This is a genomic window from Flavobacterium sp. (assembly GCF_044371705.1).
In the GTDB taxonomy this organism is placed as follows: Bacteria; Bacteroidota; Bacteroidia; order Flavobacteriales; family Flavobacteriaceae; genus Flavobacterium.
The window spans coordinates 1-26111 of sequence record NZ_JBILTE010000011.1 but is presented as its reverse complement, the minus strand read 5'-3'; the positions used below and the strand labels follow the sequence as shown (position 1 = coordinate 26111).

Annotated in this window: 24 protein-coding genes; 14 read left to right on the top strand and 10 right to left on the bottom strand. The window is 35.6% G+C overall.

Annotated elements, in window-relative coordinates; all coding sequences use genetic code 11:
• Window positions 1-50: 50 nt before the first annotated feature.
• Window positions 51-446: a hypothetical protein gene (locus ACIQ2S_RS01735; protein ID WP_396172357.1), complete on the bottom strand. Its 396-nt coding sequence runs from the start codon at window positions 444-446 to the stop codon at window positions 51-53.
• 130 nt (window positions 447-576) lie between these two features.
• Window positions 577-2118: a DEAD/DEAH box helicase gene (locus ACIQ2S_RS01730; RefSeq protein WP_396172356.1), complete on the bottom strand. Its 1542-nt coding sequence runs from the start codon at window positions 2116-2118 to the stop codon at window positions 577-579.
• Window positions 2119-2395: 277 nt separating this feature from the next.
• Here ACIQ2S_RS01730 and ACIQ2S_RS01725 point away from each other — a divergent pair, with 277 nt between their 5' ends.
• The 3 genes from ACIQ2S_RS01725 (at window position 2396) to ACIQ2S_RS01715 (ending at window position 3780) form a co-directional block, all read left to right on the top strand.
• Complete coding sequence (locus ACIQ2S_RS01725) at window positions 2396-3007, top strand: YqaA family protein (RefSeq protein ID WP_396172355.1); 612 nt, start codon at window positions 2396-2398, stop codon at window positions 3005-3007.
• Between the two features lie 3 nt (window positions 3008-3010).
• The gene (locus ACIQ2S_RS01720; RefSeq protein ID WP_396172354.1) at window positions 3011-3301 is read left to right on the top strand and encodes a DUF3817 domain-containing protein; all 291 of its coding nucleotides are present in this window, start codon (window positions 3011-3013) and stop codon (window positions 3299-3301) included.
• A gap of 74 nt (window positions 3302-3375) precedes the next feature.
• Complete coding sequence (locus tag ACIQ2S_RS01715; protein ID WP_396172353.1) at window positions 3376-3780, top strand: glyoxalase; 405 nt, start codon at window positions 3376-3378, stop codon at window positions 3778-3780.
• Here ACIQ2S_RS01715 and ACIQ2S_RS01710 read toward each other — a convergent pair.
• Complete coding sequence (locus tag ACIQ2S_RS01710; RefSeq protein WP_396172352.1) at window positions 3777-4547, bottom strand: META domain-containing protein; 771 nt, start codon at window positions 4545-4547, stop codon at window positions 3777-3779. The two genes, ACIQ2S_RS01715 and ACIQ2S_RS01710, sit on opposite strands and share 4 nt — an antisense overlap.
• A gap of 278 nt (window positions 4548-4825) precedes the next feature.
• Between ACIQ2S_RS01710 and ACIQ2S_RS01705 the strand changes: the two genes are divergently transcribed.
• The 5 genes from ACIQ2S_RS01705 to ACIQ2S_RS01685 all read left to right on the top strand — a co-directional run bounded on the left by ACIQ2S_RS01705 (window position 4826) and on the right by ACIQ2S_RS01685 (window position 9868).
• Window positions 4826-5539, top strand: a complete 714-nt coding sequence (locus tag ACIQ2S_RS01705; RefSeq protein ID WP_396172351.1) for an esterase family protein — start codon at window positions 4826-4828, stop codon at window positions 5537-5539.
• A 46-nt stretch (window positions 5540-5585) separates the two neighbouring features.
• Window positions 5586-6542, top strand: coding sequence for a RimK family alpha-L-glutamate ligase (locus ACIQ2S_RS01700; protein WP_396172350.1), 957 nt, complete (start codon window positions 5586-5588; stop codon window positions 6540-6542).
• A 42-nt stretch (window positions 6543-6584) separates the two neighbouring features.
• The gene (locus ACIQ2S_RS01695) at window positions 6585-7694 is read left to right on the top strand and encodes a carboxylate-amine ligase (protein WP_396172349.1); all 1110 of its coding nucleotides are present in this window, start codon (window positions 6585-6587) and stop codon (window positions 7692-7694) included.
• A gap of 151 nt (window positions 7695-7845) precedes the next feature.
• Window positions 7846-8673, top strand: coding sequence for a type 1 glutamine amidotransferase (locus ACIQ2S_RS01690; protein WP_396172348.1), 828 nt, complete (start codon window positions 7846-7848; stop codon window positions 8671-8673).
• A gap of 4 nt (window positions 8674-8677) precedes the next feature.
• A complete protein-coding gene (locus ACIQ2S_RS01685; RefSeq protein WP_396172347.1) occupies window positions 8678-9868 on the top strand; it encodes a hypothetical protein in 1191 nt (396 codons plus the stop codon).
• Window positions 9869-9931: 63 nt separating this feature from the next.
• Here ACIQ2S_RS01685 and ACIQ2S_RS01680 read toward each other — a convergent pair whose 3' ends face one another.
• From ACIQ2S_RS01680 to ACIQ2S_RS01665, 4 genes are all read right to left on the bottom strand, one after another.
• Window positions 9932-10477: a hypothetical protein gene (locus tag ACIQ2S_RS01680; protein ID WP_396172346.1), complete on the bottom strand. Its 546-nt coding sequence runs from the start codon at window positions 10475-10477 to the stop codon at window positions 9932-9934.
• Window positions 10478-10603: 126 nt separating this feature from the next.
• Entirely contained in the window at window positions 10604-11821 is a 1218-nt protein-coding gene (locus ACIQ2S_RS01675) for an acetyl-CoA carboxylase biotin carboxylase subunit family protein (RefSeq protein ID WP_396172344.1), read from the bottom strand.
• A 3-nt stretch (window positions 11822-11824) separates the two neighbouring features.
• Complete coding sequence (locus tag ACIQ2S_RS01670; RefSeq protein WP_396172343.1) at window positions 11825-13237, bottom strand: leucyl aminopeptidase family protein; 1413 nt, start codon at window positions 13235-13237, stop codon at window positions 11825-11827.
• Between the two features lie 53 nt (window positions 13238-13290).
• Window positions 13291-14430 (bottom strand): alpha/beta hydrolase, encoded by a 1140-nt coding sequence (locus ACIQ2S_RS01665; RefSeq protein WP_396172342.1) that lies wholly within the window; start codon window positions 14428-14430, stop codon window positions 13291-13293.
• Between the two features lie 220 nt (window positions 14431-14650).
• Here ACIQ2S_RS01665 and gcvT point away from each other — a divergent pair, with 220 nt between their 5' ends.
• From gcvT to ACIQ2S_RS01650, 3 genes are all read left to right on the top strand, one after another.
• Complete coding sequence (gcvT, locus tag ACIQ2S_RS01660; RefSeq protein ID WP_396172341.1) at window positions 14651-15733, top strand: glycine cleavage system aminomethyltransferase GcvT; 1083 nt, start codon at window positions 14651-14653, stop codon at window positions 15731-15733.
• 89 nt (window positions 15734-15822) lie between these two features.
• Window positions 15823-16533, top strand: a complete 711-nt coding sequence (locus ACIQ2S_RS01655; RefSeq protein ID WP_396172340.1) for a YebC/PmpR family DNA-binding transcriptional regulator — start codon at window positions 15823-15825, stop codon at window positions 16531-16533.
• A 122-nt stretch (window positions 16534-16655) separates the two neighbouring features.
• Window positions 16656-18440, top strand: a complete 1785-nt coding sequence (locus ACIQ2S_RS01650) for an ABC transporter ATP-binding protein (protein ID WP_396172339.1) — start codon at window positions 16656-16658, stop codon at window positions 18438-18440.
• Window positions 18441-18513: 73 nt separating this feature from the next.
• Here ACIQ2S_RS01650 and ACIQ2S_RS01645 read toward each other — a convergent pair whose 3' ends face one another.
• A complete protein-coding gene (locus ACIQ2S_RS01645) occupies window positions 18514-19554 on the bottom strand; it encodes a PLP-dependent cysteine synthase family protein (protein WP_396172338.1) in 1041 nt (346 codons plus the stop codon).
• Window positions 19555-19633: 79 nt separating this feature from the next.
• Entirely contained in the window at window positions 19634-21694 is a 2061-nt protein-coding gene (locus ACIQ2S_RS01640; RefSeq protein ID WP_396172335.1) for a S9 family peptidase, read from the bottom strand.
• A 144-nt stretch (window positions 21695-21838) separates the two neighbouring features.
• Between ACIQ2S_RS01640 and ACIQ2S_RS01635 the strand changes: the two genes are divergently transcribed.
• Window positions 21839-22162, top strand: coding sequence for a YbaB/EbfC family nucleoid-associated protein (locus ACIQ2S_RS01635; protein ID WP_396172334.1), 324 nt, complete (start codon window positions 21839-21841; stop codon window positions 22160-22162).
• A 67-nt stretch (window positions 22163-22229) separates the two neighbouring features.
• On the opposite strand, the gene ACIQ2S_RS01630 is transcribed toward ACIQ2S_RS01635, so the two are convergent.
• Window positions 22230-23255, bottom strand: coding sequence for a threonine aldolase family protein (locus tag ACIQ2S_RS01630; protein WP_396172333.1), 1026 nt, complete (start codon window positions 23253-23255; stop codon window positions 22230-22232).
• A 93-nt stretch (window positions 23256-23348) separates the two neighbouring features.
• Here ACIQ2S_RS01630 and prfB point away from each other — a divergent pair.
• Both prfB and ACIQ2S_RS01620 read left to right on the top strand, forming a co-directional pair.
• Window positions 23349-24444, top strand: a protein-coding gene (gene prfB / locus ACIQ2S_RS01625) for a peptide chain release factor 2 (RefSeq protein ID WP_396172332.1) whose coding sequence is annotated in 2 segments (ribosomal slippage) — window positions 23349-23411 and window positions 23413-24444 — 1095 coding nt in all. Because the reading frame shifts where the segments join, the coding sequence is not laid out codon by codon here.
• Window positions 24445-24614: 170 nt separating this feature from the next.
• Window positions 24615-26111, top strand: a 1497-nt coding sequence (locus tag ACIQ2S_RS01620; RefSeq protein ID WP_396172331.1) for an acyl-CoA carboxylase subunit beta, incomplete at its 3' end; no start/stop codon positions are given.

Sequence of the window (26111 nt, the reverse complement as noted above, 5' to 3'; positions counted from 1 at the left end):
AATCATTTTGTGCAAAATCATAACCAATACAATTGACAAATAAACCCGCACTAATTATTTCCTAGATCTTCTCTTGAAAACCCGGCACTTAAAATTGCAACTGTGTCTGTGATTTCTTTATCGTAATTAACTATTATGTTATCATACTCTTCAACATATTTAATTTCAAAAAAACTTCCAAGCTTCTTATGAAAAGCATTTGGTGGATTTGTAATCAAATCTCTAATTTTTTTACCATTTTTATAATACTCAAAAAAATAATCTCTTGACTTAGGATATCTTTTAAATTCAACAAATTTGCCGATGCCAAGAATACCATTTTTATTAATCTCACTATATTTCAACTGTATTTTAATGTAGAAAAACGAAATGACCAGAAAGACAATACTTATAAAAATTAAACCGCCTTTATTTTTCTTTAAATAATCCATAATTTTATTTTTCATTAGGAGCTATATTTGGAGCTGCATTCGAAGCTGATTCAACAATAAACTTAAAATAAGTTCCATGGTTTCTCAAACTAGCAGGCTTTTAATTCCATTTAAACACTCAAACGAATTTAATAAAAAAAATATTTTACTCCTCATCTGCCGCAAACACTTGTTCCCGATGCTTCTTACCAATGGCTAATATTAGTTTAATTTTATAATCTTCTATCAGCCAATCTCTATAATTTTTGGTTGCGTTATTCAAACAATTGCAAAAATGTCTGATGCGACTTTCAATATCCTCATTCAATAATTTGGCTAATTGTTTAGCTTCAACAATTGCATCCGCATTTTCTAAACACATATTTGCATGTTGATCAATTGATTTTTCGAGTATGACTTTCGGACGTAAAATGTGTGCAATGGCGTATTTGTATTCTTTTTCTACATCAAATGAAATATCAGCTGTTTTGGTAAATTTGGCACGAACTTCCGGTGGCATTTTGTACACAAAGTATTTTTCAATTTCCACATCATCGCGTAAATTCTGCAAATACTGCTCGGGATATTTAAAAATATGGTGCCAATCCACCGGATCTGTCCACAATCCGAAACGAACGGCATTATTTCCTAAATCAATAATTGTAAAATTATCTTTCTCAGGAAGTTTACGTGAACCGCGTCCAATCATTTGTAAATAAAGTGTCAGTGATTTAGTTGCACGATTCAAAATTATTGTCTCTACTGTTGGTTCGTCAAAACCGGTAGTCAAAATCCCAACCGAGGTCAAAATTGCATCTGGTGTGTGTTTAAACCATTCCAAAATTTCCTTTCGTTCTTCTGTTGAATGTGTATTGTCCAAATGCTTGATTCCAAATCCGGCTTGTCTAAAAGTATCCAAAACATTTAAGGAAGTCTTAATTCCATTGTTAAATATCAATGTCTTCTTTCCTAATGAATGGTATTTGTAGGAATGAACTAATTTTTCTTGCATCGCCAAATTGGTATACAATTCATCGGAAGATTTCACGGTATAATCACCGTTAATGCCTATTTTTAAAGAGGTTAAACCTACATCATAACTATAAGTAGTAGCTTTAGCTAAGTATCCCTTATCTACTAAAGTTGCAATGGAATCACCTACAATTAGTTCGTTGTAATTTTCGTACATCGGTAGTTTGATATTCGAACTTAGCGGAGTTGCAGTTACTCCTAATAAAAATGAGTTTTTAAAGGAGCTCAACATTTTTCGAAAAGAATTGAAATGAGCTTCGTCAATAATTACCAAACCTACATTATCAATTTCTAATTTTTCATCTAAAAGTCTGTTTTTCAATGTTTCAACCATTGCAACAAAACATTTGTAGTCTTCTTGATCCGGCAATTCTTTAATGGTACTGTTGATGATTTTGTTCTTGACGCCAAATCCTTTTAGCATTTTCGACGTTTGCTTGCACAACTCAATTCGATGGGTTAAAATCACCACTTTTTTATCGTGTTTTTCCAAATATCGTCTAACGATTTCAGAAAAAATCACTGTTTTTCCTCCACCGGTAGGCAATTGATACAGTAAATGGTGCTGTTCCGGTGCATTGTCTAAACGGTCAAAAATAATGTCGATTGCACCCAACTGATAACTGTAGAGCTTTTTTTTCTCTTCGTACTCTTTCAGTATATCTTTTTTTGACATGTGTTTAAGAATGGTTTTTTTGATTTTTGCAAAAATACACACAAAAAAAGGTTTGGCAGTTATAAAGCTTCATTTAAATGCTAAGGTATGGTTCAATAAAGGTTAAATTTTACTTAAATGCCGTTTTGATTTGGATGCAATATTATGATTGTAGGAGTTATTTAGTACTTTTACGCCTCCAATTAATGAACTTATACAGTTTGATGATGAGAATTGGATTTCATATTTTAACTGCAATTGGTTAAATGTGAGTATAATTTAAACACATTTATAACAAATGTCAAGAGAAAGAATTAGAAAAAGCCGTTGGAAATTATTGCACCAGTATTATAGTTATACCGGTTTTTACGCATTTATAGGAGACGGTTTAAAAAAAGCCGCCTTACCTACCGCCATTATTGTGGGTATTTTGTTGTACGTAAATTATGAGGTAATAAAAATCAATGATTTATTGATTATTCTCACCCAAAATTACAGTGATTTTGCTATTTTTTCTGTGTTTTTTTCATCCGAGTCTATTTTAGGATTAATTCCGCCGGATATATTTATTGCTTGGACAAAAAACACTAGCAATCCCATTCTATACCTGTCTATACTTGCCATTTTATCATACTTGGGCGGTGTTGTTTCCTACATCACAGGGAAAGCAGTACTTTTGATACCCTCAGTTCAAAATTATATGGAAGTGAAAATGAGTAAGCATATAGTTAATATGCGAAAATGGGGTGGTTTTTTAATCGCTGTGGGTGCTCTACTTCCACTACCCTTTGCAATAGCTTCGATGGCTGCCGGAATGATAAATTTCAACTTTAAAAACTTTTTGGTGTTTGCTTTGTTGCGATTTTTAAGGTTTATTATCTACGGATTTGCAATTTATCAAATGTTATAGCACATGAAGGCATTTAAGCAAGTTGCGTTTTTGGAAGGAATTTCTTTGTTACTTTTAATTTTCTTCGCCATGCCGATGAAGTATGTCATTGACGAACCTATTTATGTTCGCGTAATTGGCATGATTCACGGACTTTTATTCATTGTTTACATCTTTTGGGCAATCTATTTAAAAATCATATTAAATTGGGATTGGACTAAATTCTTAGCGATTTGTGCCGCATCAATTATACCTTTCGGTACCTTTTACATCGATCGTAAATATTTTAAATCATCCGATACGATAACTAATTAACAATCGTTTCTTAATAACTATACTTTAGCCTCTGTTTTTCAACGGAGGTTTTTTTATAATTTTAAAAGAAAAAAATGAGCACGAGAGATATTTACATTACCGAAAACAGAGGGGAAGCCTTAGGACTTGTAACGGAGCAATCATCTGCTGAAGAACGTTTTCAAAACAGTATTATTCGTCCGATTCTCAAATTGCAAAACGACCTTTTTATTGAGGTCTTTAAAAATTACATTTCCAAGCACAAAAACGATTTCTACGGTTATTCAACGGAAAAAAAATTGCAGTTTATTGAGAATTGTATTCAAAAAGACATCAAGTTTAGAAACTCCTTAAAAGGAATTGTGATTGGCTTATTTACAGTAAATGAATATTTAGATTACATTCAAAATTCATCCAATCTGAATAAGCGAATGATGAACATGCTTATAGACCGTTTAAAAAACCAGGTATTGTTATTCGAAAACGTAGCGAGTGTTTAGTCCACTTTTTTGAAAACTACTTTTATTCCATCCGGGTTGGATAAGTACAAACGATTGTCCTTGATTTCATAAGTGGTTGAACTTTGCAAGGCTTTCAAAAACTGGTCTTCCTTGTTTGTAGGACCGCAAGTCATTTTTGAAGTTAATAAGTTTGTAAAACGAAGTAGTTCGTTTTCTTGAAAAAGGGAACCTCTAATTCTATTACAACCGCCAAAGCCCGTGAAGTTTGCCATTTTTGAATTGATTTCCAGCATAGGCAAATTATTTAAAAAATAGTTTTCTACCATTGATTTTCCGTCCATTTTTTCTAAAACCCAAATATCGTTCAAGCGATAATCGATGCTGTACGCTCCACAGCCATTATGAATGATTGGTTCGTTGGCATTGCCAGTAGTTAATTCAACTACCACATTATAATTATAAATGATACCCGACATACGATCGATACATTCATTTTGTGAGATGGTGATTTGAATGGTTCCTTTTTCGGTTGTTGCGATGTACCTTTTGACATTGGCATCCATCGCTCGAATTGGCTCAACATGCGGAGCATTAAAATAATTCTCTTTTTCTATTCCTTTAAAACGTATGTCAGTTCCCGAAATTTCTACGCTCCAAAAAGGTTCGTTTCCTTGAGCTTTGAAATAGGGCTCGTTAGGTTGCACTAGTTCGCTGCTTGCAGTTTCTTTTATAGAATCTATGCTATTTGTCTTGCAACTATACAATAGTAGAATACCAAAAATAACAAGTGATTTTTTTATAATCATTTCAGTTAAAATATTATGAACGGGTACTAAGATATGATTTAAAAATATAAATTATACTGACATATATATTAGAATAGTCAATTTCAATTGTTGTGTCTTTTTAAAATTGGTCATTTTTTTGAAATAATAATTACTGAAGTCTTATATATCGGACTTTTTTTAGTTTATTTTTAATCATACTTAAATTAAAAAGATTATATCGCAATAATCGGCAACTACCGTATTTTTATGAGAAATACTAGCAAATTTTTAGTATTATTGTTAAAACTAATTTAAGAATGAAAGAAGAATACTTTAAATGGTACTCCCCTAACCTTAATCGTGAAATAGAAATGTTGGTTTTTGGTAATGCCGGTTACCCGGTTATTTTGTTTCCAACATCCATGGGAAGCTACCATGAAAATAAAGACCAAGGATTAATTAAATCAGCTCAATGGTACATCGAACAAGGATTAATTCAAATTTTTTGTCCCGGTAGCAATGACAAAGACAGTTTTTACAACAAGAAAATTCATCCGGTTCACCGCATTCAAAATCATGTGTGGTATGATAAAATGCTCTGTCATGAAATTGTAGAACGAGTTAAAAACAATACCCCTGTCGGAAAAGTGGCTGTTGCGGGTTGCAGTTTTGGAGCGTATCATGCAGCCAATTTTGCTTTCAGACATCCAGGTTATGTTAGTCACATGTTTGCTATGAGTGGAGCTTTTAGTATCAAAAGTTTTATGGATGGTTATCATGATGACAATGTGTTTTTTAATAGTCCGGAAGATTTTGTGCAGGGATTAGATGATCCTGAATTATGGCGAATGGATATTGTTTTAGGAACTTCCAATTGGGATATTTGTTTGGATGCTAATTTAAAATTGAGTCGGATTTTAACTCATCGCGATGTACCGCACTGGTTGGATATTCGTCAAAATCAAAAACATGATTGGCCTGTTTGGAGAGAAATGTTTCCCCATTATTTGTCAAGAATCAAATTTAATTGATGATATAAACGTAAATAAAATATAATTTGAATAAAAAATACTACTTATGAAAAAAATCGGAATTTTATTTGGGATGGAGGATACTTTTCCTCAAGCATTTATAGAACGTGTGAATTCTAAAAATGAAAAAGGGATTATTGCTGAAGCAGTTTCCATTGATAAAGTGGTTCAAAATAAATCAACTGAATATGCAGTTATTATTGACCGTATTTCACAAGATGTTCCTTTTTACAGAGCGTATCTAAAAAATGCAGCATTAACGGGTACAGCGGTAATTAACAATCCATTTTGGTGGAGTGCCGATGATAAATTTTTCAACAACTGTTTAGCGGATGTGCTTGGTGTTCCACTACCAAATACGGTTTTACTTCCTTCGGCAGAACATCCAACGGATACTACAAGTAAATCTTTTAGAAATCTTGCCTATCCTATGGATTGGGAAAACATTTTTAATTACATCGGTTTTCCGGCATATATGAAGCCTTATGCAGGTGGCGGTTGGAAAAATGTTTATCGATTAGAAAGCAGAGATGAATTTTGGGAAGTACATCGTGAAACCGGCCAGCTAGTAATGTTACTGCAAGAAGAAATTGTATTCGATCAGTATTTTCGCGTTTATTGTTTAGGTGGAAAAGCTGTTAGAATCATGCCTTATGAACCTAGGAACCCGCATCATTTGCGTTATGTAGTGGATGGACCTCCTGCAGATAAAAAATTATTGGCAACAGTTAAAGATTTTACACTTCGTTTATGTAAAGGTTTAGGTTACGATTTCAATACGGTTGAATTTGCAGTACGTGACGGCATTCCGTATGCGATTGATTTTGGCAATCCGGCACCAGACGCGGAGTTAACTTCTGTTGGGAAAGAAAACTTTGAATGGGTAGTTGAAGAAGCAGCAAAAATGGCGATAGAATATGCCAAAAAACACAAAGAAGGACAAATGAATTTAACTTGGGGAACTTTTATGAAAGACTCCGTAAATGACGCTAAAAGATTTTAACAACAGTAGTTCATTTGAAAAATAATGTTTGAAAAATAGATTATGAAGAAAGAAGTACCTTTATTTACCCTAGGTGTAGAAGAAGAATATTTGATTATTGACCCACAAACGCGTGACTTGCGTTCGCATATGTCCAAAATTGTTGACGGAGCCAAAATTTTTCTCAAAGAGCAAGTGAAAGCAGAAATGCACCAATCGGTTGTGGAAGTGGGAACCAATATTTGCAAGAATATTCACGAAGCAAGGCAGGAAATCATTTTTTTACGTAAAAAAATTGTTGAATTAGCAGCCACGCAAGGATTAGTTGTGGGAGCTTCGGGAACACATCCGTTTTCAAAATGGCAAGATCAACCCATTACGGATGATCCTCGTTATCACACCATTGTAAATGAATTGCAAGATGCAGCTCGATCCAATTTAATTTTCGGGATGCATTGCCACGTGGGTATTGAAAGTCGAGAAATCGGTCTGCAATTAATCAACCAAGCTTGTTACTTTTTGCCACATATTTTTGCTTTGTCTACCAACTCCCCTTTCTGGGAAGGCAGAAATACCGGTTACAAATCATTCCGAACCAAGGTTTTTGATAAATTTCCTCGTACAGGCTTACCGGAGTATTTTGATTCTGTGCAATCGTATGACAATTTCTTAGATACATTAGTTAAAACAAATTGTATCGATAATCCGAAGAAAATATGGTGGGATTTGCGTTTGCATCCGTTTTATAATACGATTGAGTTTCGTATTTGCGATATGAGTTTAACCGTGGATGCTACTATTTGTATTGTTGCAATTATTCAGGCAGTTGTGGCTAAATTGTACAAGTTAAACATGGCAAATACCAGCTTCAATATTTATCGATTGGCATTAATCAAAGAAAATAAATTCCGTGCCGCTCGATATGGAGTGCAAGGAAATATGATTGATTTTGGCTTGCAAAAAGAAGTTCCTACTAAAGAACTGATTTTGGAATTATTAGATTTTATTGATGATGTGGTGGATGAATTAGGAAGCAGAAATGAAATCAATTATGCACATACTATTTTAGCCGAAGGAACTGGAGCTTTTAAACAATTAGCTGTTTTTGAAGAAACCAAAGATTTAACAAAGGTGGTTGATTTTATTGTGAGTGAATTTACCAAAGGTATTTAACTTTACCCTATTTGGAATTTGGAATTTGAGTTTTGGAATTTGAAATTTGAGTATTCGAATTATTGTTAATTGTTATCTTAATAACCTTTGTTTAGTAATCCATAATTTCATTAAAAAATGTTTAATTTAGCAGTAGTAAATTGTTAAAGAGATGAACAGACCTATTAAAATTGCGGTTTTAGATATGTACAACGGCGAAGCTAACCAAGGAATGCGTTGTATTTTTGATATCATTAATCGTTTTAATCAGTTGGTTACTTTTCAAGTGTTTGATGTACGAGGAAAAAGAGAGATTCCGGATATTAACAAATTTGATATTTATATTTCCAGCGGCGGACCCGGTGACCCGTTGGATGGTGACGGCATTTGGGATGTTAAATATTTTGAATTAATTGACGCTCTTTGGAATTGGAATAAAGAAAATATATCAAAAAAACATGTTTTATTTATTTGTCATTCGTTTCAAATGGCATGTAAGCATTTTGGTTTGGCCGAAATAAATAAAAGAAAAGACACCTCCTTTGGCGTCATGACCATTCACAAAGTAAATGAAGGTATCAATGAACCTATTTTTGAAGGTTTAGAAAATCCGTTTTATTGCATAGACAGCAGAGATTTTCAGGTGGTTCAGCCCCATCTTAAAAATTTCAAAAAAATGGGTGCCAAAATAATTGCTTTGGAAAAAATTAGAGATCATGTGCAATATGAGCGGGCAATTATGGGGATACGCTTTTCAAATGAATTTTTTGGTGTACAATTTCATCCCGAGGCTGACCCGTTGAGTTTCTTGGCTCATTTGAAAAATAAAGATTTTAGAGACAAGGTTATCGCCATGAAGGGTAAAGTAAAATACATGAAAATGCTCGAACATTTGGTAGAAGAAGATAAAATCTACAAAACCAACGAAACCATTATTCCTAATTTCCTTCGTATCGCAATCAACGATTTGTTAAAACATAAAAAAATACTTTCTAACTAATCAAATGATTCCTTCCTACAGAACTTTATTTAATAGTCAGTTTACTGAAGAAAAGTACCAACAATTAAATGATTCAATCACGGCTGATTTTAATCATAAAATTACTTTTCGTATCGGTGAATCTCCTTTTTTTTTATCGGAAGAATTAAAAAAACAGCTGTTAGACGGGTGTCAAGATGTTATTTCTTTTATTCAACAAGATAATTTTAAAGAACTGACAAACAAAGCTTTAGAATTAAATAGAAAAGTCCCAAACGAAGATAATCACACCACTTTTTTAGCAGTCGATTTCGGGATTTGTGAAGAAGACGGAAAAGTTATTCCGAAGCTAATTGAAGTACAAGGCTTCCCTTCCCTATTCAATTTTCAAAGTCAGTTATCTAAAAAAATTCATCAGTTAAATCCGTTTCTTTCGGAGCTTACCTGCTTCTTTAGCGGATTAAATGATGAAAGTTATTTGAAATTAATTGAAGAAGTTATCTGCAACAATTTCCCGAAAGAAAATGTCATTCTTTTGGAAATCGAACCGGAAAAACAAAATACCAAAATTGATTTTTATTACTGCCGACGCGACATCGGAATCCCGGTGGTTTGTGTCACTGAACTGATTCAAAAAGGTAAAAAATTATATTATACGGATGACAAAGGTGTTGAAATACAAGTCAAACGCATCTACAACCGAGTGATTTTTGATGAATTGGATTTGCGAACCGACTTACATTTGAATTTTGATTTCTCATCCGATATTGACGTGGAATGGGCCGGCCATCCGAATTGGTTTTTCCGAATCAGTAAATTCATCCTCCCCTATTTAAAAGGTCCGTACTTCATTGAAACCACCTTGTTAAGTGAATTAAAAGAAGTACCAAGCGATTTAGAAAATTACGTACTCAAACCTTTGTTCTCCTTTTCGGGAACCGGCGTTATTTTTAATATTCAAAAAGGAGATATTGAAGCCGTAAAGGAAAAAGATTTATACATACTTCAGAAAAAAGTACATTATATTCCCATCATACAATCTCCTGACGGAAAAGTAAAAGCGGAAGTTCGCATTCTTTTTGTTTGGCCAAAAGACGCCAAAGACCCTATTCCGGTAACCAATTTAGTGCGAATGAGTCGCGGTGAAATGATTGGAGTTAAATTCAACAAAGACAAAGATTGGGTGGGTGGAACGATTGGGATGTTTGAGAAGTAATTTTTTTAACAATAAGAAATTAAGGCTTAATGAATTTCTTAATCATTCTTTTTTACTTAATGTTTAAATACTATAGAATGTTTTTTTAATTTCATTAAAATTCAGGTTCGAATGAACCAATTGTTCCACAATCTCCATCCTCAACTCCTCCAAATCCTCATACACCAAATACTTCGCCCAATCCTCTTCATTTAAAACCTGTTTAATGTTTTTAATAGTTTTGGCTGCTTCAGCAGCGTTTCGTAAAATAGCTTTGCCATCGTACAAAGGCATATCCTTATGATAAAAATCGACTGACTTTTGTTCAAAATCAACTTGAATAAAAAACAATTTTGCAGTTTCATCATTCGGATAAAAATCGGTCCATTTTGCAAAACCTACTTTGGTATGCTGACTTTTATAATTTCCTTGTGACACGAGTCGCCACCGACAATTGGTAGCTCGTCCCCAATGATTACTCATACGGTAAACTCCTTCATCAGTAAAATAATATTCGCTACCCGATTTACTTTTAAATTGTGGTTGTTGTACTTCAAAATCAGACAGTGAAACCTCCGTCCAAAGGCAAAAAGTGTGTTTGTGAAAGTTGTTTTGGTTGTAGGTTTTCATGGTTTGTTATTTTGACACGAATTTCACGATTTACACAAATTTAAATGAATTATAAACTCCATTTTCGTGTAATTCGTGAAATTCGTGGCTAAAAAAGTAAATCAATAACATTGCGTTGCTAAAAAATCAATGCAACTTCTTCACCGCTTTTTGTTCAGCCACTGTTGCAAAATCTCTCACCAATCGCTCCGCATACTGGTCTAATAATTCGCGAACGCGTTCGTGTTTATCAGATTTCACAATCAATCCCGCATGGTATTCCAAGGGAACTCTGAAACAAACTTCAGAATCATTGAAACCATTTAAATCCGGATGTTCAAATTTGGATAAGGTCAACACTATTCCCGCGAAATCTTTCTTAGATGAAGGGACTCCATAAGTATTTCCTTTAACTAAAGCATCTTCGATTTTTGCCCATTCTCCCCATAAATTAATACCTGAAGCCGCTTCCACCATTTCTGCTAAATGGGCTCCTCCTACTCGAGAAGAGGTTTCTAAAAAGTAAATTTTCCCATCTTCATTACATTTGATAAACTCTGTATGCGTAGCTCCGTGTTTCATCCCGAAAGCTAGCATTACTTGTTCGTTTACCTTTTTAATTGCTTTGTCATCTTCCGAATTGTGTTTGATATTCGCACTTCTGAAGATCCCGCCGCCTTGCGAAATTTCCATCGGCGTTGCCAAATATTGTGAGGTTAGACTAAATAATACTTTTCCATTAAAATTCAAGCCATCGCAATGGTAAACTGCACCCGGTTTGAATTGTTCTACCAAATATTTGATCCGGTTGTCTCCTAATTCATGAATTTTGTGCCACAAATCCTCTTTGGTATGCACTTTCATAATTCCGGAGGCCGAAGCTTCCGAACGTGGTTTCAAAACCCACGGTGGTGCAACGGTATCAGCAAAATGATTGATATAATCATCATTGAATAAGGCACTGAATGCCGGAACAGGAACACCTTCTGCTTGTGCTTTGATTCGCATGGCCAGTTTATCTCTGAAAAAACGCCCCGTGGTTTGTCCCATTCCATCTACGCGGAGATTTTCACGTAAATAGGTCGCTTTTTCTACATCAAAATCATCTAAAGCTACAATCGCATCTACTTTTTCATTTCGCATAATTCCCGCCACTCCGTGCAAAAGCATGTCTAAGTCCCAATCCACATCCTGACCGGGCATGAAGAAAATTTCATCAATGGAATCAAAGGCCCACGGCTTGGTTTTTAATTTTTCTGAAGTAATTAAATAGACTTTATTGCCTAATTTCTTCATGCTGATTAAAAAATCATTTCCTTTAAAATAATTAGAAATGCAAATAAAAGTTTTCGAATGATTTTCCATAGACTATTGATTTTCAATAAAATTAGTAATTAAATGTACGCCAAAAGCGGACGCATGTTTGGTTTTTGCAAATTCGTCATCGATGAATGTCACTCCGGCAACATCCAAATGTGCCCAAGATGCATGATTATTGGTAAAAAACTCTAAAAATTTAGCGGCAGAAATAGCTCCCGCAACCGGTTTACCTGAATAGTTTTTTACATCGGCAATTTCACTGTCGATGTCTGATTTATAAGCATCCCACAAAGGCAAAGGCCATAAACGCTCGCCGATTGCATCACCGGATTGTTGCAATTGCTTGGATAATACATCGTTGTTGGTAAACAAAGCTCCACATTCATTTCCTAAAGTCGCCACACTACTTCCGGTTAAAGTGGCAATATCAATAACCGTTTCCGGATGATAATTTTTTATTAAATACGATAAACCATCCGCTAAAACCAAGCGACCTTCGGCGTCTGTATCGATGATTTCAATGGAATTTCCGCTGTAACTTCCAATCACATCACTTGGTAGAAATGAGAGTGCATCAACTGAATTTTCACATGCCGGAACAATAGCCGTCACTCGATAAGGCAATTCTAAATCTGCTATTAATTGCATCGCTCCTAAAACAGCTGCACCACCCGCCATGTCGCATTTCATATGCACCATTCCGGCCGTTTTGATATTTAGACCACCTGTATCAAAAGTGATTCCTTTCCCAACCAACCCAATATGTTTTTTAGATTCTGTGGGTTGGTAATCCATAATGATGAATTGCGAATCGTTTGCACTACCCTTTCCAACGGATAAAAACGCTTCTAAACCTAAAATTTTCGCTTGCTTCGAATCCACAATTGTGACCTCAAAACCGTAATTTTTACCGGTTTGCGAAGCCCAATCAGCTAAATAGGCAGGTGTAATTTTATTGGGTGGTAAATCAACTAAATGAAAAGTTTCCAATTGTGCATTGGCAATTTTTACTGCTCTTGTCACCTCTTTTGAAACATCCTTTGAAGTACTTATTTCTAAAATAAAATCCTCTGAATTGATTGGATGAGATTTTTTATCTTTTTTATAATGTCCTAATTTATAAGTGCCTAAAATCAAACCGGAAACAGCAGCTTCAATGTTGGCTGATGAAAAACGATCAGGGATGACCAGTTGCAGTTCAGTTTCAAAATAATCGGCTTGTTTGGCTGCAACTCTTCTGAAAATAGTTTTAATGGTTTTATAATCCGGGTCTTTTCCTAAACCGATAAAAATAAAAATATTGCCTTCAAATTCAGTTACATAACTACTGTCTTTTTTGCCTGAAAAAACTGTTTTAGAAAGTTGGATATTTTGAAACGTGACATCTGTCTCCGACTCAAAAAACGGAATTAGATTTAATTTTCTACCGGTAGTTATACTTGTGCTATATTCTATTTTCATAATCGCTTTTTATGTTTAAATGCATTTTCAATTTGCCATTGAAATGGTTATTGTTATTCCTCTTTCGTACTAAAAAACAGCCATTCAATTGCTTTTGGAAATTCATCACTCCAATAAACTTCATTGTGTTTCCCTTGTTCGTTGATGCTTAAATGGACTTTCATCTTATCATTCACTTCATCTTTTTTCAACAAACGTTTCTTGAAATTCTTTACATGATCAATCATTGTTGCACTTTCATCGCCACCGGCATACATATAAATTCTGGTATCCTGCGGTTCGTCCATATCTAAAAAGGATAGCTTAATTTTTGGCACAACCCATAAAGAAGGTGAAAAAATCATCAGTTTGCCAAAAACTTCCGGGTACATAATTCCACTGAAAATACTCACCAATCCGCCCATTGAGCTACCTCCAATTCCTGTAAATTCACGCTCGGGTTTTGTTCTAAAATTACTGTCAATAAAGGGCTTTAATGTATCGGTTAAAAAGCGAATATACTTTTTACCTTGCCCAACACCTAAAATAGTATTGCCCACATTGTACTCGCTAATTCGCTCCTTTTCTGCATGTTCAATGGCAATAACAATGATTTTACCAATTTTATATTCAGCCATTACGGCCAATTTTTTATCAATTTCCCAATTGCCAAATTGAGCATTTTCATTGAATAAGTTTTGAGCATCCTGTAAATACATCACCGGATAATGTTCCGAAGAATTTTCGTAATCATACGGTAATAGTGCCCAAACTTTTCGTTTTTTATTCAATTGCGGGATTTCGAACTCTTCGGAAATCAGATGGACTTTTGGCAAGTAATCAGTTTTAAATGGCAACCAGTTATGCCGCCATTTTGCCACATGTTCTTTCCGAATGCCCTTGTGCTGTTTGCATGACCGATTTTCGGTTCGGTTTCCAAATTTGTCAATTTCCACTTCACTCCAATCGCCTCGTGTGAATTTGTATAACATTTCCTGTGGATATACAAAATCAGCCGCAAATTTATAATGATACAATCCAACGCCAATCTGACTCATCTGGAACTTAAGGTCTTGCGTCTTCCATTGATTAAAGTTGCCGGAAATATAAACCGGTCGCTCATCATCTTCATCGGTTGTCAGTAGGATATTTAGTTGGGGTTCTATAATTTCTTTTTCCAGAGGAATCGATTCGGGATTTTCTACTTGCTTCATAGTCTGTATCGTGGAAATTCTTTAAATAATTGTAAATAAAAAGTAAATATAAGGCATTGAGCGATGGAATTAAAATTAATTTTTACCTGAAATAAGTATTATTACAGATAATTGAAGAATTGGAATTTTTTTTAGGAATAAGTCAAAATCCTTTTTGATTTGCCTATAAAAATCGTATTATTTTTAATAAATTTGCCCATCAAAATTACAATACTGCAACATGAAAAATACAGCTTTAACACACATTCACGAAAGTTTAGGAGCGAAAATGGTTCCGTTTGCCGGATACAATATGCCGGTACAATACGAAGGAGTAACTGCAGAACATGAAACCGTTCGCAACAGCGTGGGTGTTTTTGACGTATCGCACATGGGTGAATTTTTATTGGAAGGTCCGAATGCATTGGCTTTGATTCAAAAAGTAACTTCGAATGATGCTGCTGTTTTAACCAACGGAAGAGCTCAATATTCCTGTTTGCCAAACGAAAATGGCGGAATTGTGGACGATTTGATTGTTTACAAATTCAACGATGAAAAATATTTATTGGTAGTGAATGCATCTAACATTGAAAAAGACTGGAACTGGATTTCTTCACACAACACGGTTGGTGCTTCTATGAAAAATCTTTCAGATGATTATTCATTACTGGCCATTCAGGGTCCAAAAGCGGTTGAAGCGATGCAATCTTTAACATCAATAGATTTATCAGCTATAAATTATTATCATTTTGAAGTAGCTGATTTTGCAGGAATCGAGCATGTAATCATCTCCGCAACTGGTTATACAGGATCTGGTGGATTTGAAATTTACTGTAAAAATTCGGAAGTGGAACAAGTGTGGACTAAAGTATTTGAAGCCGGTGCAGCGTTCGGAATCAAACCTATTGGATTAGCCGCTCGTGATACCTTACGTTTAGAAATGGGCTTCTGCTTGTATGGAAATGATATCAATGATACTACTTCTCCTTTGGAAGCAGGTTTAGGATGGATTACAAAATTCACCAAAGAATTTACTAATTCTGAAAATCTAAAAAAACAAAAAGAAGCAGGTGTAACCAAAAAACTAGTTGGATTTGAATTAATAGAACGCGGAATTCCTCGCCATGATTATGAAATTGTAGATGCAGGTGGAAACAACATCGGAATTGTAACTTCTGGAACCATGGCTCCATCTCTTGGAAAAGGTATCGGAATGGGATACGTAACCAAGGAATTTGCAGCAGAAGGTTCTGAAATTTATATTCAAATTAGAAATAATCGAGTGAAGTCGAAAGTGGTAAAAATGCCTTTTTATAAAAAGTAAAAATTTTGAGATTACGGTTTTAGTTTTATTTTTGCAAAACAATTTTTACTCAAGAGAATAACGAATTTAGAATACCGAAATATACAACAATGGGAAGAGCATTTGAATTTAGAAAAGCACGTAAAATGAAACGTTGGTCAGCAATGGCAAAAACGTTTACCAGAATAGGAAAAGACATTGTAATGGCGGTGAAAGAAGGTGGTCCGAATGCGGAAACCAACTCCCGTTTGCGTGCAGTAATTCAAAATGCCAAAGCGGCCAACATGCCGAAAGACAATGTGGAACGTGCGATAAAAAAAGCATCTGATAAAGATACAGCTAACTTTAAAGAGGTGCTTTTTGAAGGCTATGCTCCACATGGAATTGCCATTTTAATTGAAACCGCAACAGACAATAATAATAGAACAGTAGCAAACATTAGAAGTTACTTCAACAAATGCAACGGAACAATGGGAACACAAGGTTCGGTTGAATTTATGTTTGATCACATCTGTAATTTCAGAATTCCGGCCGAAGGTCAGGATGTAGATGACTTAGAATTGGAAATGATTGATTTTGGTGTGGAAGAGATTTTTGCCGATGAAGACGGTATTCTCATGTATGCTCCTTTTGAAAGCTTTGGTGCGATTCAAAAAGAATTGGAAAACAGAAATATCGAAATTTTATCGTCCGGTTTTGAGCGTATTCCGCAAATCACCAAAGAACTTCCCCCGGAAGAAATGGCCGATGTAGAAAAATTGTTGGAAAAAATTGAAGAAGATGACGATGTCATGAACGTGTATCACACCATGCAAGAATAATTAAAATTAAAAATATATCAAAAACTCTCTACAAAGGGAGTTTTTTAGTTTTTAAACGATTGGAATTTATCATTTGTTCACGCATCAAAACCCCTATTAATCCTTTACTTTACAATAAAAAAATGGCTCGATTCAAAGAAAACGATTTGCCTAAAGCAAAAATAAACGCATCGTCACTCAGCAAAGCATTGTTGGTTTTTAAATATGCTGATTCTCATAGATGGAAATTTTTTATTGGCTTGATATTTTTATTACTAACCGGGGGTACTGCCCTAGCCTTCCCAAAACTAATGGGAATGCTGGTAGATTGTGTAAAGGACAAAGATTTAAATGCCGCAAATAACGTAGCACTAGGATTGCTTGCCATCTTATTTTTGCAATCGTTTTTTTCCTTTTTTCGCGTGTATCTGTTTGTGAATTTTACTGAAAACACATTGGCAAACTTACGGTTGGCTTTGTATTCAAATTTAATTAAACTTCCGATGAACTTCTTCTCTCAAAAACGAGTGGGAGAATTAAACAGTCGGATCAGTTCAGATATCTCTCAAATACAAGATACGCTGACAACCACCATTGCTGAATTTTTAAGGCAGTTTATCCTCATAATTGGTGGTGTAATTTTATTAGCTAGTGAAAGTATCAAACTAACATTAATGATGTTGGCCGTTGTTCCCTTAGTAGCTGTTGCTGCTGTTATATTTGGACGATTTATTAGGAAATATTCAAAAAAAGTACAAGATACCGTTGCGGAAAGTCAGGTAATTGTTGAAGAAACACTGCAAGGAATTACCAATGTAAAAGCATTTGCCAATGAATGGTATGAAATAGCCCGATACAAAAACAAAATTAAAGAAATAGTAAATATTGCGATTAAAGGAGGTCAATACCGTGGCTATTTTGCATCGTTTATTATCTTTTGCTTGTTTGGTGCAATTGTAGCTGTTGTTTGGTTTGGCGTTACTTTAAGTATTAGAGGAGAAATGTCTGTTGGACAATTGATTACATTTGTATTATATTCTACATTTGTGGGTGCTTCCTTTGGTGGAATTGCCGAATTATATGCTCAAATTCAAAAGGCGGTGGGTGCTACTGAACGCGTTTTTGAATTATTGGAGGAACAACCTGAAAACATCAACGGTAACAAACCTATTGTCACAGAGAAAATTAAAGGAAATGTAACTTTTAAAAATGTAAGATTCAGCTATCCTTCAAGAAAAGAGATTGAAGTTTTAAAAGGTGTTTCATTTACGGCAAAGTTCGGACAAAAAATCGCTTTGGTGGGTCCGAGTGGTGCCGGAAAATCAACCATATCTGCCCTGCTCCTTCGATTTTACGATTTGAATAGCGGTGAGATTATTATCGATGATAAAAGCATTTATGACTACGATTTAGAACAACTTCGCGGGAATATGAGTATCGTTCCGCAAGATGTCATCTTGTTTGGTGGAAGTATTAAAGAAAATATAGCTTACGGAAAACCCGATGCCACTTTTGAAGAAATAAAAGTTGCTGCTCAACAAGCCAACGCATTAGAATTTATCAACGGATTTCCGGAGCAATTTGAAACCTTGGTAGGCGAACGTGGGATTAAATTATCAGGAGGACAACGCCAACGCATTGCAATTGCCAGAGCTTTGTTGAAAAATCCGAGTATTTTAATTTTGGATGAAGCTACCTCGTCTTTAGATAGCGAAAGTGAAAAATTGGTACAAGAAGCCTTAGAAACCTTAATGAATGGAAGAACCAGTATTATTATTGCTCATCGATTAGCTACCATTAGAAGTGCTGACAGTATCCTTGTGCTGAATGATGGTGTAATTGCTGAACAAGGCACGCATAAAGAATTGCTTGACGTTGAAAAAGGGATTTACAAAAATCTGAGTAACCTTCAGTTTTCAGAATACTAAAAACAATAGTTTGCAATAAAAAAACTCCAAGCCTTTACACTTGGAGTTTTTCTATATTCTATTTTCTTTCTTCTTATTTAATAAACTCAATCTTTTGAACCTCTTCCATATTCACACTGTCAAAAAATCCTTGTTCGTTCATCCAATCATCACTAAACACTTTACTCATATATCGAGAGCCGTGATCGGGAAAAATGGCTATGACGTTTGAGTTTTGATCAAACTCACCTTGCTCGGCAAATTGTCTGATTGCTTGAACAACAGCTCCTGAAGTATATCCTACAAACAATCCTTCTCTTAAAGCAATCTCACGAGTAGCGTGTGCACTTTCCTCATCGGTTACTTTCATGAACTCATCGATGATGTCAAAATCGGTAGCCGTAGGGATTAAGTTTTTACCCAATCCTTCAATACGGTAGGGATAAATTTCTTCGTTATCAAACTCTTTTGTTTCGTGGTATTTTTTCAATACAGAACCATACGCATCCACACCTAAAATTCTGATGTTTGGATTTTTCTCTTTTAAGAATTTTGCAGCTCCTGATATTGTTCCTCCGGTTCCGCTACAAGCAATTAAATGGGTGATTTTTCCATTGGTTTGTTCCCAAATTTCCGGACCGGTACTTTTGTAGTGAGCATCTACATTTAATTGGTTGAAATACTGGTTAATGTAAATTGATCCTTTGGTTTCTTCATGCAAACGTTTGGCAACATTGTAGTACGAACGCTCATCATCAGCAGAAACATGTGCAGGACAAACATAAACCTTGGCACCCATCGAACGTAACATATCTATTTTATCTTTCGATGATTTTGAACTTACAGCAAGTATACAATTGTAACCCTTGATAATGCTTACCATTGCTAAACTAAATCCGGTATTTCCCGAAGTAGTTTCAATAATGGTGTCCCCCGGAGTAAGAATTCCTCTCTTTTCGGCTTCTTCTATAATATATAAAGCAATTCTATCTTTTGTGGAATGACCCGGATTGAAAGCTTCAACCTTAGCATAAAAATTACCCAGTAAACTTTCGGTGACGTTATTTAGTTTGATAAGAGGTGTATTTCCTATTAAATCTAATACACTATTATAAGCTTTTATCTGTTCTTTCATAAAAAATATGTTAGTCAAGGCAAACTTTTATTTGTTTTTGGCATCCTTAAAACCTTGCAAATGTATAAAAAAAATTTAATTACTTATCTATTCTTTCTAAATCTAAGAGAAAACTAAATTCTTTGGCTAACTCCTTCAATGATTCAAACCTTCCGGAAGCCCCGCCATGACCCGCATCCATATTAGTATCTAAAAATAATAAATTATTGTCTGTTTTCATTGTACGTAATTTCGCTACCCATTTAGCAGGTTCCCAGTACTGTACTTGGCTATCATGTAAACCTGTTGTTACTAGCATCGTAGGATAATCTTGTGCTTTTACATTGTCATAAGGTGAATACGATTTCATGTAATCATAATACTTTTTATCATTCGGGTTGCCCCATTCATCATACTCCCCTGTAGTTAACGGAATGGTTTCGTCCAACATCGTGGTAATCACATCAACAAATGGTACTTGTGCAATGACGCCATTGTATAATTCAGGAGCCATATTCACTACGGCACCCATTAATAGACCACCGGCAGAACCTCCTTGTGCATATAAATGATCTTTACTGGTGTATTTTTGTTGGATTAAGAACTTTGAACAATCAATATAATCGGTAAATGTATTTTTCTTTTTCAACAATTTACCATCTTCATACCATTGACGGCCCATGTCTTCGCCACCTCTAATATGTGCAATCGCATAAATAAATCCGCGATCCAATAAACTTAAAATAGTTGAATCAAATTGTGGGTCTAAAGAGTTTCCATAAGAACCATAAGCATATTGTAACAGAGGATTTGAACCGTCTTTTTTCAACTCTTTTCGATAGACCAAAGAAATAGGCACTTGTGTTCCATCTACTGCTGTTGCCCAAACACGCTCTTCTTTGTAGTTGTTTTTGTCAAACTTCCCTCCTAATACTTCAAACTCTTTTTTAATTTCTTTGGTTTTGGTTTTCATATTGAAATCAATAACTGAATAGGGAGTTGCCAATGACTGATAGCCATACCGCAAAATATCCGTATCAAAATCAACATTTGTGCCTACTTCAGCAGAATACGTTTCAATTTCAAAAGGCAAATAATAATCACCTTTGCCACTCCAAGGCATAATTTTAATTTTATTTAAACCATTGGAACGCTCTTCAACAACTAAAAAATCTTTAAAAATTTCAATTCCTTCAATAAGTACTTTTTCATCGTGTGGAATTAAGTCTTTCCAATTTTCTTTTGAAGTAGCTGTTTCAGGTGTTTTCATTACCTTGAAATTAGTCGCTTTATCTTTATTGGTTACTATATAAAAATCAGAACCATAGTGCGAGATATTGTATTCCAAACCTCTCACTCTCTTTTGAAAAACTTTAAAAGGTGCCTCAGGTGTTTCTGCATTTAAATACAAATATTCACTTGTTAGCGTGCTGCTGCAACCAATCACCAAAAACTTTTTCGATTTGGTTTTCATCACACCAATGTTGAACGTCTCATCCTTTTCAAAGTAAACCATTACATCTTTTGAGACATCCTGACCCAAAACATGTTTGAAAACCTTGTCAGAACGCAATGTTTGTGCGTCTTGAGTCGTGTAAAACAATGTTTTGTTATCGTTTGCCCAAACACAATTGCCGGTTACATTTTCAATTTTTTCAGGTTGGATTGCTCCTGTTTCCAGGTTTTTAATTTGTAAGGTGTAAATTCTTCTTCCCACATAATCCGTTGCAAATGAAACCCATTTGTTGTCCAAACTTACATTTAAACCAACCAATTTAAAATAGGCATGACCTTTTGCTAATTCGTTGCAATCAAAAAGTATTTCTTCCGGGGCTGTCAAACTTCCCTTTTTACGGCTGTAAATAGGATATTCTTTTCCTTTTTCAAAACGCGTATTGTAGTAATAACCATTGTATAAATAAGGAACCGATTCGTCATCTTCCTTAATTCGACCTTTCATTTCTTCAAAAAGTTCCTTTTGAAAGTCTTTTGTATGAGCTGTCATTTTTTGATAGTACTCATTTTCGGCTTTTAAATAATTGATAACCTCGGGATTCTCACGATTATTTAACCAGAAATAGGGGTCAACTCTTTTGTCGCCATGTTTTTCTAATACAGTATCTTTTTTAGCGGCAACAGGAGGCATTATAGTCTCTGACATAGAAGCGTCTTTTTTAGAACAAGATGTTGCAATAACCAGCGTAAGGCAACAAAAAATTAATTTATAATTCATAATGAATAATGTGTTATCAAAACTAAGCAATTTAGTAATTTTGTATTTCATAAATCATAAAATTTATAAACAATGTTTGGAGACCTAATGGGAATGATGGGCAAACTGAAAGAAACCCAACAAAGAATAGAAGAAACAAAGAAACGACTAGACACTGTTTTAGTAGATGAAAGCAGTAACGACGGGCTTTTGAAGGTGACTTTAACAGCTAATAGAACCGTAAAATCAATCGCAATTGACGATACATTACTGCAAGACAAAGACCAATTAGAGGATTATTTGGTTTTGGTTATGAACAAGGCAATTGAAAAAGCCACTCAAATTAACGAAGTAGAATTGGCTGCTGTTGCTAAGGAAGGCATGCCTACTATACCGGGAATGGATTTATTTAAATAAATTCCAAAATCCAAATTCCAAATGTTTGCATAGATTTTTGGAATTTGGAATTTCTTTTTTGGAATTTTTAGAAAATTAATTTTTGCAACGCTTCGATCACATACGTATGCATTACCTCTTTGTAATCTAAATGTGTTACCATTCGCAGTTTTCCTTTACCTAAGGAACTAATCGAAATGTTTTTCATTTTCAATTTATCAATCACATGTTGGTCTTGAATATAAGGATGCACAGAAAAAATAACGATATTGGTTTCAACAGGTTCTACTTTTGCTACCCAAGTTAATTGACGTAAGGCAGTACCTAATTCTTTTGCTCTTCGATGGTCTTCCGATAAACGTTCGATGTGATGATCCATCGCATAAATAGCTGCAGCTGCCACAAAACCTACCTGTCGCATGCCGCCACCGAATACTTTTCGAATTCGCATGGCTTTTGCATAATCTTTTTGCGACATCACTAAAACAGAGCCAATAGGTGTTCCCATTCCTTTGGAAAAGCAGACAGAAATCGTATCAAACAATTTACCGTACTGCAACGGGTCTTGGTTTTTGGCAACCAGTGCATTCCACAAACGGGCACCGTCTAAATGATATTTGAGGTTATGCTTGACGCAGACTTTCTTAATCAAAATTAAATCTTCCATTTCATAACATGCTCCACCCCCTTTGTTGGTGGTATTTTCCAATGAAACTAAAGTGGTTAGCGGACTGTGGTAAAAATCTGGTGGATTGATAGCTTCTTGCACTTGTTCGGCGGTAATCATTCCTCGGTTTCCGTCCAACAATCTGCAGGAAACGCCACTGTTGAAGGAAACCCCTCCTCCTTCGTAATTATAAATGTGAGCATACTTGTCGGCAATCAATTGTTCCCCCGGTTGTGTATGCATTTTGATGGCTGTCTGATTGGCCATTGTTCCCGACGGAAAAAACAAAGCTGATTCCATTCCAAAGAATGCGGCCACTTTTGCTTCCAGTTCATTCACGGTGGGGTCTTGTTTAAAAACATCATCACCAACTTTGGCATTAAACATGGCACGAAGCATTTCGGGTGTTGGCTTGGTAACAGTGTCGCTTACTAAATTTATTTCCATTTGTTTTTATTTCTGAACAATAATTATTTGATTTTGGCAATTAGGACAAGTCACGACTAGTAACTACATTTGCAAAACAAAACTACAATATTTATGACAAATACCGAACAAATAAAAGGTATTATAGAACGTCTTGGTGCGTTAAGGAGGTATCTTTGACGTCGACAAGAAGTTAATTGAAATTGCTAACGAAGAAGAAAAAACCTTCGATCCCAATTTTTGGAACAATCCCAAAGAAGCCGAAATTGTTGTTCGCGATTTGCGTTCCAAAAAGAAATGGGTAGAAGATTATCAAAGAGGAGTCAATCTTTCGGAAGAGCTCCAAATGGTCTTCGAATTCTACAAAGACGGTGATGCAACTGAAGCAGAAGTAGATGCCATTTTTGAACAAACCAACGCTTTAATTGAAAATTTAGAGTTTAAAAACATGCTTTCCGAAGAAGGCGACAGCATGAGTGCCGTTTTGCAAATTACTGCCGGTGCCGGTGGAACCGAAAGTTGCGATTGGGCCTCGATGCTGATGCGAATGTATTTGATGTGGGCGGAAAAGGAAGGCTATAAAATCAAAGAATTAAACTTTCAGGAAGGCGATGTGGCCGGAATCAAAACGGTGACTTTAGAAATTGAAGGCGATTATGCTTTTGGCTATTTAAAAGGAGAAAACGGGGTGCATCGATTGGTTCGCATCTCCCCTTTTGACAGTAACGCCAAACGTCATACGTCCTTTGCTTCTGTTTATGCATATCCTTTGGTGGATGACACCATTGAAATTGATATCAATCCTGCCGATTTAGAGATTATTACCTCACGTTCCAGTGGAGCCGGTGGTCAAAATGTGAATAAAGTGGAAACGAAAGTGCAGCTGTTTCACAAGCCAACGGGTATCCAAATTCAGTGTTCAGAGACTCGTTCGCAGCAAGACAACCGTCAACGTGCCATGCAAATGTTACGTTCGCAATTGTATGAAATTGAATTGAAAAAGCAATTAGCTCAACGTGCCGATATCGAAGCCGGAAAAATGAAAATTGAATGGGGCTCGCAAATCCGAAACTATGTCATGCAACCCTATAAATTGGTCAAAGATGTTCGTACCGGTTGCGAAACCAGCGATGTTGACGGAGTAATGAATGGAGAAATTGATGAATTTTTAAAAGCCTATTTGATGATGATGGGACAAAAAGAGGAATAGAAAGGTTCTAAGGTACTGAGGTTCTGAGGTTCTAAGTTAGGTCTTTAAGTTTCTTTTATCTTCGCTCTACCTACAATGGTCTTTTTTCTTTCCTCTTTCTTCTATTCTCTTTTTCCTTTTCTCAATCGTTTTCGTATTTTAGCAATCTGTAAAAAATTACCAAAAAACCTATGGACATCAACTTCAACAAAAACGAAGACCACAATAAACTTTTACTATCCGATTTAAGACAGCGTTTTGCCCAAGTAAAATTAGGCGGAGGCGAAAAGAGAATTGCCAAGCTACATACCGAAGGAAAAATGACCGCTCGCGAACGCATTGATTATTTGTTGGATTCAAAAGCGAAGAGTATTGAAATTGGAGGATTTGCAGGTGACGGAATGTACCCCGAACACGGCGGTTGTCCATCCGGAGGTGTCGTAGTGAAAATAGGATACATCAAAGGAAAACAATGTATTGTGGTAGCCAATGATGCAACTGTAAAAGCCGGAGCTTGGTTTCCCATCACAGGAAAAAAGAATTTACGTGCCCAAGAAATAGCTATGGAAAACCGTTTGCCTATTATTTATTTGGTAGACAGTGCCGGTGTGTATTTACCGATGCAAGATGAAATTTTTCCGGATAAAGAACATTTCGGACGCATTTTCAGAAACAATGCGGTGATGAGTAGCATGGGAATTACGCAAATTGCTGCCGTCATGGGTAGTTGCGTAGCCGGTGGTGCCTACTTACCTATTATGAGTGACGAAGCAATGATTGTAGACAAAACCGGAAGCATTTTCTTAGCCGGAAGTTATTTGGTGAAAGCCGCTATTGGCGAAAATATTGACAATGAAACATTAGGCGGTGCCACAACACACTGCGAAATATCAGGTGTAACGGATTATAAAGCCAAAGATGATAAAGATGCATTAGACCGCATCAAAAGTATTGTTGGAAAAATTGGTGATTATGACAAAGCCGGTTTCAACCGTGAAAAGGCGGAAAAACCCGCATTGAAAGAAGACGATATTTTTGGTATTATTCCAAAATCAAGAGCCGATCAATACGACATGATGGAAGTGATTAAACGTTTAGTAGACAATTCGGAAATGGATTTATACAAAGACGGTTACGGACAATCTATCATCACGTGCTACGCCAGAATCGACGGCTGGGCGGTTGGAATTGTCGCCAATCAACGTACGGTTTCCAAAACCAAAAAAGGTGAAATTCAATTTGGTGGCGTGATTTATTCCGATTCAGCTGATAAAGCCACTCGTTTTATTGCGAATTGCAACCAGAAGAAAATACCGTTAGTGTTTTTGCAGGATGTCACCGGATTCATGGTTGGAAGCAAATCCGAACATGGCGGAATCATTAAAGACGGTGCTAAAATGGTAAATGCGGTAGCCAATTCGGTAGTGCCGAAATTTACTGTGGTGATTGGTAATTCCTACGGTGCCGGAAACTACGCCATGTGTGGAAAAGCCTACGACCCTCGATTAATTGTGGCTTGGCCAAGTGCTGAATTGGCTGTTATGGGTGGCACACAAGCCGCAAAAGTATTGGCACAAATTGAAGCATCTTCCTTAAAAGCAAAAGGTGAGGTGGTTGATGAAATCAAAGAAAAAGAACTATTCGACAAAATCAAAGCACGTTACGATGCACAGGTTTCACCTTATTAT

Bases quoted from the DNA above. Each gene is read 5' to 3' on its own strand.
- ACIQ2S_RS01695 (WP_396172349.1), top strand. From the start codon at position 6,585: ATGAAGAAAGAAGTACCTTTATTTACCCTAGGTGTAGAAGAAGAATAT.
- ACIQ2S_RS01635 (WP_396172334.1), top strand. From the start codon at position 21,839: ATGTTTGGAGACCTAATGGGAATGATGGGCAAACTGAAAGAAACCCAA.
- ACIQ2S_RS01700 (WP_396172350.1), top strand. From the start codon at position 5,586: ATGAAAAAAATCGGAATTTTATTTGGGATGGAGGATACTTTTCCTCAA.
- ACIQ2S_RS01690 (WP_396172348.1), top strand. From the start codon at position 7,846: ATGAACAGACCTATTAAAATTGCGGTTTTAGATATGTACAACGGCGAA.
- ACIQ2S_RS01665 (WP_396172342.1), bottom strand. From the start codon at position 14,430: ATGAAGCAAGTAGAAAATCCCGAATCGATTCCTCTGGAAAAAGAAATT.
- ACIQ2S_RS01685 (WP_396172347.1), top strand. From the start codon at position 8,678: ATGATTCCTTCCTACAGAACTTTATTTAATAGTCAGTTTACTGAAGAA.
- ACIQ2S_RS01705 (WP_396172351.1), top strand. From the start codon at position 4,826: ATGAAAGAAGAATACTTTAAATGGTACTCCCCTAACCTTAATCGTGAA.
- ACIQ2S_RS01645 (WP_396172338.1), bottom strand. From the start codon at position 19,554: ATGAAAGAACAGATAAAAGCTTATAATAGTGTATTAGATTTAATAGGA.
- ACIQ2S_RS01735 (WP_396172357.1), bottom strand. From the start codon at position 446: ATGAAAAATAAAATTATGGATTATTTAAAGAAAAATAAAGGCGGTTTA.
- ACIQ2S_RS01720 (WP_396172354.1), top strand. From the start codon at position 3,011: ATGAAGGCATTTAAGCAAGTTGCGTTTTTGGAAGGAATTTCTTTGTTA.
- ACIQ2S_RS01715 (WP_396172353.1), top strand. From the start codon at position 3,376: ATGAGCACGAGAGATATTTACATTACCGAAAACAGAGGGGAAGCCTTA.
- ACIQ2S_RS01680 (WP_396172346.1), bottom strand. From the start codon at position 10,477: ATGAAAACCTACAACCAAAACAACTTTCACAAACACACTTTTTGCCTT.
- ACIQ2S_RS01675 (WP_396172344.1), bottom strand. From the start codon at position 11,821: ATGGAAAATCATTCGAAAACTTTTATTTGCATTTCTAATTATTTTAAA.
- ACIQ2S_RS01670 (WP_396172343.1), bottom strand. From the start codon at position 13,237: ATGAAAATAGAATATAGCACAAGTATAACTACCGGTAGAAAATTAAAT.
- ACIQ2S_RS01710 (WP_396172352.1), bottom strand. From the start codon at position 4,547: ATGATTATAAAAAAATCACTTGTTATTTTTGGTATTCTACTATTGTAT.
- gcvT (WP_396172341.1), top strand. From the start codon at position 14,651: ATGAAAAATACAGCTTTAACACACATTCACGAAAGTTTAGGAGCGAAA.
- ACIQ2S_RS01725 (WP_396172355.1), top strand. From the start codon at position 2,396: ATGTCAAGAGAAAGAATTAGAAAAAGCCGTTGGAAATTATTGCACCAG.
- ACIQ2S_RS01650 (WP_396172339.1), top strand. From the start codon at position 16,656: ATGGCTCGATTCAAAGAAAACGATTTGCCTAAAGCAAAAATAAACGCA.
- ACIQ2S_RS01640 (WP_396172335.1), bottom strand. From the start codon at position 21,694: ATGTCAGAGACTATAATGCCTCCTGTTGCCGCTAAAAAAGATACTGTA.
- ACIQ2S_RS01630 (WP_396172333.1), bottom strand. From the start codon at position 23,255: ATGGAAATAAATTTAGTAAGCGACACTGTTACCAAGCCAACACCCGAA.
- ACIQ2S_RS01730 (WP_396172356.1), bottom strand. From the start codon at position 2,118: ATGTCAAAAAAAGATATACTGAAAGAGTACGAAGAGAAAAAAAAGCTC.
- ACIQ2S_RS01655 (WP_396172340.1), top strand. From the start codon at position 15,823: ATGGGAAGAGCATTTGAATTTAGAAAAGCACGTAAAATGAAACGTTGG.